This is a genomic window from Vibrio sp. D431a, assembly GCF_030248655.1.
GTDB classification, from domain to species: domain Bacteria; phylum Pseudomonadota; class Gammaproteobacteria; order Enterobacterales; family Vibrionaceae; genus Vibrio; species Vibrio alginolyticus.
In genome coordinates this window covers 98,920-111,860 of record NZ_JAHGAP010000029.1, presented here as the reverse complement: position 1 = coordinate 111,860, position 12,941 = coordinate 98,920, and the positions used below count along the sequence as shown (strand labels likewise).

10 protein-coding genes are annotated in these 12,941 nt (G+C 46.4%); all 10 read left to right on the top strand.

All coding sequences use genetic code 11. The features are described 5' to 3' along the window. Positions 1–19: 19 nt before the first annotated feature. The 10 genes from KJB35_RS23195 (at position 20) to betB (ending at position 12,832) form a co-directional block, all read left to right on the top strand. Positions 20–1,198 carry a thiolase family protein gene (locus KJB35_RS23195; protein ID WP_033906446.1) on the top strand — a complete coding sequence of 393 codons (1,179 nt, stop codon included), beginning with the start codon at positions 20–22 and terminating at the stop codon, positions 1,196–1,198. Positions 1,199–1,268: 70 nt separating this feature from the next. Then, a complete protein-coding gene (locus KJB35_RS23190) occupies positions 1,269–2,762 on the top strand; it encodes a CoA-acylating methylmalonate-semialdehyde dehydrogenase (protein ID WP_005382664.1) in 1,494 nt (497 codons plus the stop codon). Between the two features lie 95 nt (positions 2,763–2,857). Then, on the top strand, positions 2,858–4,012 hold the full coding sequence (locus KJB35_RS23185) for an acyl-CoA dehydrogenase family protein (protein ID WP_006741037.1): 1,155 nt from the start codon (positions 2,858–2,860) through the stop codon (positions 4,010–4,012). Between the two features lie 49 nt (positions 4,013–4,061). Continuing rightward, complete coding sequence (locus tag KJB35_RS23180; protein ID WP_065275223.1) at positions 4,062–4,838, top strand: enoyl-CoA hydratase; 777 nt, start codon at positions 4,062–4,064, stop codon at positions 4,836–4,838. Between the two features lie 10 nt (positions 4,839–4,848). Next, positions 4,849–5,979 (top strand): enoyl-CoA hydratase/isomerase family protein, encoded by a 1,131-nt coding sequence (locus tag KJB35_RS23175; RefSeq protein WP_053307600.1) that lies wholly within the window; start codon positions 4,849–4,851, stop codon positions 5,977–5,979. A 19-nt stretch (positions 5,980–5,998) separates the two neighbouring features. Then, positions 5,999–6,895 carry a 3-hydroxyisobutyrate dehydrogenase gene (gene mmsB / locus KJB35_RS23170; RefSeq protein ID WP_054702305.1) on the top strand — a complete coding sequence of 299 codons (897 nt, stop codon included), beginning with the start codon at positions 5,999–6,001 and terminating at the stop codon, positions 6,893–6,895. A 9-nt stretch (positions 6,896–6,904) separates the two neighbouring features. Continuing rightward, the gene (locus KJB35_RS23165) at positions 6,905–7,663 is read left to right on the top strand and encodes an SDR family oxidoreductase (protein ID WP_054702302.1); all 759 of its coding nucleotides are present in this window, start codon (positions 6,905–6,907) and stop codon (positions 7,661–7,663) included. Between the two features lie 463 nt (positions 7,664–8,126). Continuing rightward, entirely contained in the window at positions 8,127–10,148 is a 2,022-nt protein-coding gene (locus tag KJB35_RS23160) for a diguanylate cyclase (protein WP_373417431.1), read from the top strand. Between the two features lie 605 nt (positions 10,149–10,753). Next, positions 10,754–11,353, top strand: a complete 600-nt coding sequence (gene betI, locus KJB35_RS23155; protein ID WP_017820329.1) for a transcriptional regulator BetI — start codon at positions 10,754–10,756, stop codon at positions 11,351–11,353. A gap of 18 nt (positions 11,354–11,371) precedes the next feature. Continuing rightward, a complete protein-coding gene (gene betB / locus KJB35_RS23150) occupies positions 11,372–12,832 on the top strand; it encodes a betaine-aldehyde dehydrogenase (RefSeq protein WP_170896937.1) in 1,461 nt (486 codons plus the stop codon). Positions 12,833–12,941 lie beyond the last annotated feature (109 nt).

Sequence of the window (12,941 nt, the reverse complement as noted above, 5' to 3'; positions counted from 1 at the left end):
TCAACAAAAGGTTAATGGAATGAAAAATGAAACATGGATTGTTGCCGCTAAGCGAACGCCTATCGGCTCTTTTCAAGGTGCATTAGCTTCAACAGATGTCACGGAACTTGGTGCGAAAGCCATTCAAGGGGCGCTAGCCGAAAGCCAACTCGATGTGCACAAAATAGACGAAGTGTTGATGGGATGCGTTTTACCCGCCGGTGTGGGGCAAGCGCCTGCAAGACAAGCAAGTCTTAAAGCTGAAATGCCACAATCGATTGGTTGTACGACACTGAACAAAGTTTGTGGATCGGGTATGAAAACCGTCATGCTGGCATATGACCTTATTCAATCTGGTAATGCGCATGCTGTCATCGCTGGTGGCATGGAAAACATGTCGTCTTCTCCTTATCTATTAAAGAAAGCGCGTGATGGTTTCCGTTTAGGTCACGAGCAAGTGCTTGATCACATGTTTTATGACGGGTTGCAGGATGCCTACCAAGGCGAGCTGATGGGTGTCTTTGCAGAACAGACGGCGCAAAAGTATCAGTTCAGCCGTGAAAGTATGGATGCCTGGGCGCAACAGTCGGTGACTCGTGCGCAGCAAGCAATCGAACAAGGTTTGTTCAAAGAAGAGATCGTGCCTGTTAACGTAAAAAGTCGACGCGGCGAAACCTTGGTTGTAGATGATGAGCAACCGAGCAAACTCGACGTCACTAAAATTCCTACCTTACGCCCTGCGTTTGCCAAAGATGGCGGCGTAACCGCAGCAAACTCTAGTTCCATTTCGGATGGTGCGTCGGCAATGATCTTAGTCGATAGTGAGTTTGGTCGTCAGGAAAACCTTCAGCCTCTAGCCAAAATTGTCGCGTACAGCACGCATGCAAGACAGCCTGATGAGTTCACCATCGCACCAGTCTTCGCGATTGAATCGCTGCTGGAAAAAACGGGCTGGGACAAATCAGACGTGGACCTTTGGGAAATCAATGAAGCTTTTGCTGTCGTGACTCAATACGCGGTGAAAGCTCTCGAACTGAACGAGAGCAAAGTGAACCCTCGCGGAGGGGCTTGTGCGCTGGGGCATCCAATAGGCGCAAGTGGCAATCGAATCCTTGTCACTTTGATTCATGCGCTAAAACAAACTGGTGGTAAGCGTGGCGTTGCATCGCTTTGTATTGGCGGCGGCGAAGCTACCGCTATCGCGATTGAAATCTGCTAAATCACTCTCAACAAAGTTTCACTTACATAACAGTAGTCAGTAACAAGCTGAAAAATACAAGGATGTCATCATGACAGAACAAGTAAAGCAGTATATCGGTGGTGAATTTGCCATCTCCGATTCAAAACAATGGCTAGATGTAACCAACCCGGCAACCAACGAAGTGATTGCACAAGTACCTTGTGCCACGGAATCGGAAATGAATGCGGCGATTGCCAGCGCAACAGAAACGTTCAAACGCTGGAAAGAAGTTGCAGCGCCGGAGCGTGCTAGATTGATGTTGCGTTACCAACATCTGCTAAAAGAGCAACACGATGAGTTGGCGATACTGCTTTCAAGTGAGACAGGCAAAACCCTCGCGGATGCAAAGGGTGACATTTGGCGTGGGATTGAAGTCGTAGAACAAGCGGCGAACATTTGTAGCTCAATGATGGGCGAAACGGTGGAAAACGTCGCGACCAATATTGATGGTTACTCTTACATTCAACCGCTCGGTGTTTGTGCTGGCATCACACCCTTTAACTTCCCTGCGATGATCCCATTGTGGATGTTCCCGATGGCGATCGCTTGTGGCAACACCTTTATTCTAAAACCTTCGGAACAAGTTCCGCTGACTGCAATGAAATTGGCAGAGCTATTTGAACAAGCTGGTGCACCAAAAGGCGTATTGCAAGTTGTTCACGGGACCAAAGAGCAAGTCGACCGCATTCTGACTGATCCAGTCGTTCGTGCGATCTCTTTTGTTGGCTCTGTGCCCGTTGGTGAGTACATCTACAAAACAGGTACAGACAACCTGAAACGCGTGCAGTCATTTGCAGGTGCTAAGAACCACATGGTCATCATGCCGGATGCAAACAAACAGCAAGTCATCAATAACCTAGTTGGCGCGTCAGTTGGTGCTGCAGGCCAACGCTGTATGGCGATTTCGGTTGCCGTATTTGTCGGCGAAACCAAAGAATGGATTCCAGAGCTTAAAGAGGCGTTAGCTCAGGTTCAGCCTGGCGCGTGGGATGATGAAACCGCCGGTTATGGTCCACTGATTAGCCCTCAAGCGAAGCAGCGAGTGGTGAATCTGATTAATGAAGGCAAAGCGTCAGGCGCGAATTGTGTTCTGGACGGGACAGACTGCCAAGTACCTGGCTTCCCGAACGGTAACTGGGTGGGGCCAACACTGTTTACCAACGTGACCACAGACATGTCGATTTATCAGGAAGAAATTTTCGGGCCTGTACTGTTAACTATGGAAGTGGATGACCTAGATGAAGCGATTGAACTGATCAATGCAAACCGCTTTGGTAATGGTACGTCTATTTTCACGGCGAACGGCGCTGCCGCGAGAAAGTATCAACACAATATCGAAGTAGGTAACGTAGGAATCAACGTACCGATTCCGGTGCCATTGCCGTTCTTTTCGTTTACTGGGTGGAAAGGCAGCTTCTACGGCGACCTGCATGCTTACGGTAAACAAGCGGTTCGCTTCTACACCGAGACGAAAACTGTCACCGCGCGTTGGTTTGAAGATGACATTCCAAGCGGTCCAAACATGACTATTCAACTTAGCTAATTACTGGATTAGCGACACCTCTAGCCAAGCCCTTCATCCTTTTAGAGGGCTTGGCTCGGATACAAATGCAACGAATTAGACCTTAGGACTTCAAGATGGATTTTGAATTAAACGAAGATCAACTCGCGTTTGCCGAAGTAGCAAAGCAGTTTGCAGACCAAATGTTAGCGCCGCACGCGGCCGAGTGGGATGAAAACCATCACTTCCCTAAAGATGTACTGCGTCAGGCGGGTGAGCTGGGCTTTTTGAGTATCTACACGCCACCAGAGCACGGTGGCTTGGGGTTATCTCGTTTGGATGCGGCGATCATTTTCGAGCAGTTGGCTATGGGTTGTACCGCGACTACTGCGTTTATGACCATTCACAACATGGCGACGTGGATGATCACCAGCTTTGCCAAAGCCGAAGTGGCGCAGCAATTTAGCGCGGATCTAATTTCGGGTGAAAAGCTCGCTTCCTACTGTTTAACCGAACCTAATGCCGGCTCTGACGCCGCTTCTCTAACGACTAGCGCAGTGCGTGATGGCGATGAGTTTGTTCTCAATGGCGCAAAAGTGTTTATCTCGGGTGCCGGTGATACAGATGTATTAGTCGTGATGGCGCGTTCCTGTGGTGAAGGAGCGAGTGGCGTTTCTGCATTCGTTGTTCCTGCTGATTGCGAAGGCATTAGCTACGGTAAAAAAGAAGCCAAAATGGGTTGGAACTGCCAGCCAACTCGCATGATTACCTTCGAAAATGTCCGCATTCCGGCTGACTATCTGTTGGGTGAAGAGGGAGAAGGCTTTAAGTTCGCCATGCTTGGTCTGGATGGCGGCCGAATCAATATCGCCACGTGTTCCGTCGGTACTGCGCAACAAGCACTGAACGAAGCCAAGCAATACATGAACGAACGCAAACAGTTCGGCCGTTCACTGGCGCAATTTCAAGCGTTGCAGTTCAAGCTTGCTGATATGGCGACTGAGCTGGTCGCTGCGCGTCAAATGGTGCGACTCGCTGCCGCTAAACTCGATGCCCAGCACGCAGAAAAAAGTGCGTACTGTGCCATGGCAAAACGCTTTGCTACTGATGTGGGCTTTAAAGTCTGCGATCAGGCACTGCAAATTCACGGTGGCTATGGCTACATCAAAGAATATCCAGTCGAGCGCCATTTCCGAGACGTTCGTGTTCACCAAATCCTTGAAGGTACCAACGAAATCATGCGTCTGATCGTCGCAAGACGATTACTAACGGAAGGCGTTGAGCTGCTTTAGTCAGCGAGACACAGCCTTACCTCAAGAAATTAAAAAGGACTGAAAGATTATGACGGCACAAATCAAATTAGAGCGCGAAGCGCATATTGCCAAGCTCACGATTAGTAATCCGCCAGCGAACACTTGGACGCTTGAGTCTTTGAATCAGCTAAAAGAGTTGGCGATTGAACTTAGCAATGATCGCTCTATTTATGCGTTGGTTTTAACAGGCGAAGGCGGGAAGTTCTTCTCTGCTGGAGCAGATCTTAATAACTTTGCATCGGGTGATAAATCACAAGCAGCAGACATGGCGTTCGCATTTGGTGAAGCGTTTGAAGCGCTTTCTGCATTCGATGGGGTTTCTATCGCAGCGATTAATGGCTATGCGATGGGCGGCGGTCTGGAAGTGGCGATGGCGTGTGACATTCGTATCGCAGAAGAACAAGTACAAATGGCACTTCCTGAAGCATCGGTAGGTTTGTTGCCGTGTGCGGGTGGGACACAAAACCTGACCGCGTTGGTAGGTGAAGGCTGGGCGAAGCGTATGATTCTATGTGGCGAGCGTGTGACGGCCGAGCGAGCGGAAAAAATTGGGTTAGTCGAAGAGGTGGTGGCGAAAGGTCAAGCACTCGAAGCGGCTATGGAGCTAGCACAGCGTGTTGCAGGTCAATCACCGAAATCTGTGTCTGCGTGCAAAACGCTCATTCAAGGTCGACGCAGCCAAACTCATGCAGCTGGATTGGTTTTGGAGCGTGAACTGTTTTTACAGCTGTTCAATACACACGATCAGACTGAGGGTGTGAATGCGTTTTTGCAAAAGCGCAAGCCACAATGGATAAACAGCTAGCGGAGGCCAAATGACAGGTACAGTAAATGTTTCAAAACTTGAGTGCGCTGATGGCTCTGTTATTGGTGTGCTAGAGCTTGATAACCCAGCAGCTCTCAACGCGTTGAGTTACGTGATGATTGAGAAGTTGTACAAACAGCTTAATGAATGGCAAACGGACGACAGCGTCGTCGCGGTATTCTTGCATGCTCAAGGTGAAAAAGCGTTTTGTGCTGGTGGTGATATTCAAGCGATCTACCGTGCACTTGAAAACAAAGAGCAAGACTTTGATTCTGCGTTTTCAGCGATGGAAACCTTCTTTGACCTCGAATATCGCTGTGATCATCTTATTCACACTTATCCAAAACCGATCATCGCGTGGGGACATGGTTATTTGATGGGCGGGGGAGTTGGCCTGTTTATGGGTGCCAGCCATCGCGTAGCAGAAACCACCACACGCTTTGCAATGCCAGAGATTAAAATTGGCCTTTACCCAGATGTAGGCGCGACGTACTTCCTGAACCAGTTGCCAAAACATTTGGCACTGTTCTTAAGTTTGACGGCTTGCCAAATTAACGCAACAGATATGAAAGCGTTGGGGTTAAGCCAATGGATTGCACAGCCAGAAAACAAGCAAGTGCTGCTGGATCTGCTTGCATCGGTAAGTTGGAAAGGTGAAGCGAACATCAACGAAAAAATCGCCACTACGCTGCGTTCGGTACACGTGGACGAGCCAACCGAAGGGATGTTGATGCCCTATGCGGAATTGATTGAGCAGTTATGTTCGGGTGACTTAGCGTCAATTGTTGATGCAATCAGCCGTGCTAACGTTGATAACAAGTGGTTCGTCAATGCGCAGAAGTCACTGAACTATGGCAGTCCGCTGTCGCTCAGTATCACTTATCAGCAGTTAACGCAGTATCAAAACCTCTCTTTGAAAGCGTGTTTTGATATGGAATTTAACCTAACACTACGTTGTGGCTTAGAAGGTGATTTTAGAGAAGGGGTTCGTGCGCTGATTATTGATAAAACCAATCAACCGACTTGGCAACATCGCACGGTTTCTGACGTAACGCCACAAGTTTTGGAGCGCTTCTTCTCGCCAATTGACTCAGCAGAATACCCACTGACCGCATCGTCGGTAGCTATAGCGGCACTTTAGTACAAGGAAGAAATACGATATGGACAAAATTGCATTTATTGGCCTTGGTAACATGGGTGCGCCTATGGCTAAGAATCTACTCAAAGCGGGCTTGAACGTCGAAGTATTTGATTTGAACCCAAACGCAGTTGAGGAGTTGACCGCATTGGGCGCTTCAAGTGCCGATTCCGTTCAGCAGGCAGTACAAGGTGTTGACGTGGTTGTCACTATGCTGCCAGCGAGCCAACACGTTCAAAGCGTTTATCTTGGTCAAGATGGCATCTTAGATAGCGTCGAATCAGGTTCCTTGCTGATTGATTCTTCCACCATCGATCCGGCGACTGCTCGCTTGGTTGGCGAAAAAGCATCGCAACTTGGTATCAGTTTTGTTGATGCACCAGTATCTGGCGGCGTTGCGGGCGCAGCAGCAGGTACGTTAACTTTCATTGCTGGCGGCTCACAAGAGAACTTTGTTCAAGCCAAAGCGGTGCTTAGCCACATGGGTAAAAACATCTTCCATGCGGGTGATGCTGGAGCTGGTCAGGTCGCGAAGATCTGCAATAACATGATGTTGGGCATTTTGATGAGCGGCACCTGTGAAGCACTCAATTTAGGGATGGAAAACGGACTCGATCCCAAAGTGCTTTCCGACATCATGTTGCAAAGTTCAGGGCGTAACTGGGCGCTAGAGCTTTATAACCCTTGTCCAGGTGTGATGGAAAGTACGCCTGCAAGCAATGGTTATCAAGGCGGCTTTATGAGCCAGTTAATGGCTAAAGATCTGGGTCTTGCGATGGAAGCGGCGGTTGCCAGTCAAACATCAACGCCAATGGGCAGCTTGGCTCGTAATCTGTTTAATTTTCACAACAGTCAGGGCAACGGGCAAAAAGATTTTTCAAGCTTGTTTGAGTTCTACCAAAAGCAAAATCAGGCCTAAGGAGCGCTTATGGAGTTAGCAAATAAGGTCATTGCGATCACGGGGGCAGGGCAGGGGCTGGGTAAACAAATGGCACTGTCACTGGCGGAAAATGGCGTTCATCTTGCGCTTATCGACCTCAATTCAGAGCAACTGGCTGAAACGAAAGCGGAATGTGAATCTCTCGGCGTTACCGCTCGCTTTTATGTGACGAACGTGACTGACGAACAGCAGGTGTGCACTGCTTTTGAGCAAATTGAGGCAGATTTCAAGCAGCTCAATGGCGTTATCAATAACGCAGGTATTATGCGTGATGGTATGTTCATTAAAGTCAAAGATGGTCAGGTTAACACGATGTCGCTGGAACAATTTCAGTCTGTTCTAGATGTGAATGTAACAGGCACTTTCCTGTGTGGCCGTGAAGCGAGCAGGGTAATGCTGAACACCGATAGCAAAGGGGTTCTGATCAACATATCCAGCGTTGCGCGTGCCGGGAATATTGGTCAAACCAACTATTCAGCATCTAAAGCGGCGGTAGCCACCATGGCAACGGTGTGGGCGAAAGAGTTAGGGCGTTTCGGAATTCGCTCAGTGGCGATTGCTCCGGGTGTCATCAAAACTGCCATGACAGACCAAATAAAACCTGAAGCGATGGAACGTTTAATCGGAATGATTCCGGTTGGACGTTTAGGTTTGGCGGATGAAATTGCATCGACCATAAAATACGTGTTAACCAACGAATTCGTGACCGGACGAGTGTTCGAAGTCGATGGCGGAATGCGAATGTAACCCCCTCTGCAACATAAAAAAAGGGGAGCGAGTTTGATTGTCCGCTTCCTTCCACTTTCTTCTTTCTTTTATTGCTTCTATCTGAAAAATGTATTGGATGCATGGTCGACTGCTATCTCATCGAACGGTATAAAAATTGATTCTATTTCTAATGTGAATGGTTAGTTCTATATTGCTTGTCATGTAAATGTATCAACTCACAACTAAGACGAACTTTTGTCTCACTAACGAGATCATTATTCTTGGTGTGTAAAAAACACTCTCATTGGTTATATTGTGACCGAAAACTATTTCGGCATCTAAAGATGGTGATTTATTATTCAGCGCAAAATACATGGGAATATGAGGCTGACTGAATAACCTTCAGTTGTCTTAATAATAAATAATCAGAATTCTCAATTACACTGAAGTAACTACCCATTAGGGAAGAGCAATAATGTCACTATTTCATTCGCTTAGGACGATGCCGCTATTATTGGGGTGTCTGTGTTTTTCTGTTCAGGCCTCCACAGAAAAGGTGGAACAGGAAGGTAAGTTTTTACAGTCGTTAGAAGGCATCGAAAATCAAATTTACGCATTACCTCAGAGTTCTTTAGCTTTGATTGAAGCGTTAGAAGAAGAGTCTTTACTACAAAACCAACCAACAGCGCTGTTGGTGCGTTACTGGCTTGCCAAGGCCATGGTTTTAGAGCTGCTAGGGCGCGTAGAAGAGAGTCAGAGTGTCGTTCAAAAAGGATTGGAGCTTGTGCGTCCACAGAGCCATGAGTATCTCCTGTTTAAGTTGATTCAGATGCGAACTATGGTTGGAAAGAGCGATATCGATACCGCGCTTTCTGCGTTGGATAGCTTGTTGGAAACATCGCGTGAGAATGGTGATAAGCAACTTGAATCAGAAATCCTGTTGCTAAAAGGACGCTATTACGATGAGCAAGGTGAGTTTAAAAAATCCTATGCTGCACTTATGTCGTCCATGGATGCGGCTGAATCTTCAGGTGTTCACGGGCTGGTCGAACGTGCAGCACTAGAGCTAGGTGACGTACTTGTCAAAATTCAGGGTTACGACCGATCTGAGGCGCTTTTGGAACAAGCATATCGCTATTTTAGGGATAGGCGTATGTCGTTCAATGAGTTGTTGAGCGTTTTGACGATAGCGAAACTTCATAAAGCACAGTTCCAATACGAAGAGGCGATAGCGTCATATCAGCGAGCGTTAAAGCTGGCTCAAATTATCGGTGATGGACGCTTTAGATTTCGAGTTAACCTTGAACTTGCAGCTTTATATCGCGAGACGAAACAAGAAAAGAAGATGGTTAACCACTTGAAGCTGGCGGAGAATTTACAGTACAGAGAAACGTCTAGCGCGTATTTGGCAACATTTAAGTTGTTACAAGCCGAATATATGTTAGAGCAGCAGCAATTTGAAATACTTTTAGCGATGATCGCGCCAATGCTGCCGGAGATTATAGAGAGTCGATACGTCAAGCAACAGCAAATGGAGCTACTAAAAGTCGCCGCTATGGCCTATGCGGGAAGCAATGACTTTAAACTAGCATTCGAAACTTACGGTAACTATCACGATAAATTTATCCAATTTAGCAATCAAAGAGAAGTTGAAAATCTTGAGCGCCAGCAGACGTTATTTGAGTTGGAACGACTTGAATATGAGAACGAAGATCTCAACTGGAACAATGTTTTGCAGCGTATGGAGCTAGAAAATAACCGTCGTACTTTTTACTTATTGGGTGAAGCGCTACTTGCGCTCATCGGTGTTCTATTTTTGATGGCGGTAGTATTTCTCGTCGTCAATCGCTCGCGTTTGAGAATGCGTCGCCTCGCAAAGACAGACACATTGACAGGGTTGTTCAATCGCCGTTTTTTAGAGGACTGGTTCACTATGCCAGTAGAAGTGAGGCGTGAGCGAAAAGAGAAACCGGTACCTCAATCTAAGCAAGAAAAAATACAACACTTTGTTTTTGAGCAAGTCGAGCAAGTTAAGTACGGTTATCTAGCTTTAAATAAATGGGTAGATAGCAAACTCGATAAACAGAAAATGGTGCCAAATAAACCACAATCGGGGCCAGTAACTTTAGCGTTAATCGATGTGGATTATTTCAAGCAGGTAAATGATACCTATGGGCATGTGTTTGGAGATACCGTACTAACGGGCGTTGCCAAAGTGTTGGAGGAAACTGTACGTGAAAACGACATTGTTGCTCGCTTTGGTGGTGAAGAGTTTGTTGTTGTTATGCCCAATACAGACCATGAAAACGCCCTTATTACTGCCGAACGTTTACGTAGCGCTTTATCCCTACATGGCTTTGTTACGGAACAGAAAGAAGAAGTGAGAGTGACCTGTAGTTTTGGAGTCGTTACCACTGAAGATAATGAGATGAGCTTTAAATCACTTTGCGATCAGGCCGATAAATTGCTTTATCAAGCGAAAGCGAACGGACGCAACTGCGTGAAAGGTCGCTCGCTAGCGTAACAGAAATCAAGAGTTCAGGCTCATCGCACGATGAATCTGAACTTATCCCTCCCATTTACTTTGATAGCCAAGTGACTTTGAGATCCTTGCTTCGAATATAAAACGCTGAATCTAACATCTTAAAGTCACTTGGCGATATTACTTAAAAATGGCTTAAGGATATCGAATCGCATATTCATGGCGTTCAACATAACCTCTCTTTTTGCCTCCTTCACCTTCAAAGTGCGAATGCCACTTGTGTCTACAAAACTATAACAAACTAGTGTGTCTATTCTTTGTACAAATAAACCGTGTACAGGTGAAATGATTAGTGGTCGATATAAATTTTTTGTGGCACAGATTTTTGTTGTTCAAAAATCAACTCGTTCATCATCGTTTTAAAAATAGAGAAAGAGTTAAGTGTTTGATTTTGTTTTTCTTGTTTGTTTGTTCTTAAACTGAAATCTAGTTATCCCGACAAGTTCTTACCGAGCGATTTTTCGTACACCCTCAACTTTTCATCCTTTTTTACTAACATTTTTCTTTAAAAATAATTTGAGTTCGAATTAATTTTCAGGCATTTTATATTTAACTAACCGTTCAATTAAAAATAACAGGGACGCAAAATGCCAAAGGTGGGGATGCCTGAAATCAGAAAACCGCAGCTTGTGAAAGCGACAATGTCAGTGATTGATAGAGTCGGTTTACACGCGGCGAGTATTTCGTTAATCAGCAAAGAAGCCGGTGTATCAACGGGGATTATCAACCACTATTTCGGTGGTAAGCACGGATTGCTGGAGGAAACGATGCGAGAAATCTTGCGTCAGCTTTCGTCCACTATCACACAGAAGTTACGTGAGCTGCCAAGTGATGCTCATCACCAAAGAATTAATGCAATCATTGACGGTAACTTTGTCGGCTATCAGGCAGAAAACCAAGTTGCTAAGACTTGGCTGGCGTTTTGGTCGTACTCAATGCATGACGAGCAGCTCAAGCGTTTACAGCGTGTCAACGAACGACGTCTATTGTCCCACCTAAGAAAAGAACTCAAAGCATTATTAAATGCAGAGCAGGCTGAATTGGTTGCTCATGGTATTGCATCACTTATTGATGGAATTTGGCTGCGCGGAACGCTCAACCCGCAAGGCATTGATGCAGAAAGAGCGAGAATCATCATCAACGATTATCTCGAAAAACAACTTACGTTTTATTCTGAAAAAATATAAAAGTTACAGGTCTTCAAAATGGAAATGAAAGCACACTATATCAATGGTGCGATGTACGACGGGTGTTCAGATGAACACTTCACCACTTACAATCCGGCGAATGGTGAGCCATTGGCCAACATTAAACAAGCGAACCAAGACGATCTTCAAGCAGCGATTGAATCGGCAAAAAAAGGTTTTGCTGCATGGTCGGCGATGACTGCGATTGAGCGCAGCCGTATTTTACACAAAGCCGTTGCCATTTTACGTGAGCGTAATGACGAGTTGGCTGCATTGGAAGTGGCAGATACTGGTAAGCCCATTCAAGAAGCTATCGCGGTTGATGTCACAACAGGTGCCGATGTTCTTGAGTACTACGCTGGCCTTGCTCCAAGTCTACAAGGTGAACAGCAGCCGCTCAGCGACGATCAGTTTTTCTATACACGTCGTGAGCCATTGGGCATTTGCGCGGGTATTGGCGCTTGGAATTATCCAATTCAAATTGCGATGTGGAAATCGGCGCCAGCACTGGCTGCGGGCAACACAATGATCTTCAAGCCATCAGAAGAAACACCATTAACGGCGCTTAAGCTCGCCGAAATTTATTCAGAAGCGGGCATGCCAGATGGCGTATTTAATGTCGTGCAAGGGGATTACCGAGTAGGACAGATGCTAACGGCGCATCCTGATATCGCAAAAGTGTCATTCACGGGTGAGTCAGGCACCGGTAAAGTCGTCATGAGTGACAGCGCTAAGACACTAAAACAAGTAACGATGGAGCTTGGTGGTAAGTCTCCACTGATTATTTTTGATGATGCGAAGTTAAACGATGCCGTTTCTGCGGCCATGGTGGCGAACTTCTACACCCAAGGTGAGGTTTGTACGCACGGTACACGTGTATTTGTCCATGAAGGTATTTATGACGACTTTATCGCACAGCTTAAAGCCCGAACCGAGTTGTTAGTCGTCGGCGATCCGCTTGATGAGAACACGCAAATTGGCGCGCTAATCTCTAAAGATCATGAATCGAAAGTTCTAGGAGCGATTGAAGCCGCGAAAGCGAGTGGCGCGACGTTACTGACTGGCGGCTACAAAGTAACAGACAATGGCCTAGCTAATGGTAACTTTGTTGCTCCAACCGTATTTGTCGATTGCGATGATGACATGAGCCACGTTCAACAAGAAATCTTTGGCCCGGTAATGTCAGTTCTGAAATTCCGCGATGAGTCGGAAGTGATTGCGCGTGCAAATGGCACCGATTATGGCTTAGCGGCAGGTGTATTTACTCAAAACCTATCTCGTGCGCACCGTGTGATCCATCAAGTTCAAGCGGGTATTTGTTGGGTGAACACATGGGGTGACTCACCTGCGGAAATGCCAGTTGGCGGCTATAAGCAATCAGGTGTTGGCCGTGAAAACGGAGTCGAAACCCTTAAACATTACACACAAACGAAGAGTGTTCTGGTTCAGCTAAGTGACTTCGAAAGCCCTTACAAATGATACTACTCATAGTAGATAACTGACCACTTTAGCTTGTTAAAATGCTCGATAACTACGTTGTCAATTTTGATTGTAGGTTAACTACTTATCAAAATTTCCGCCTTGTTCT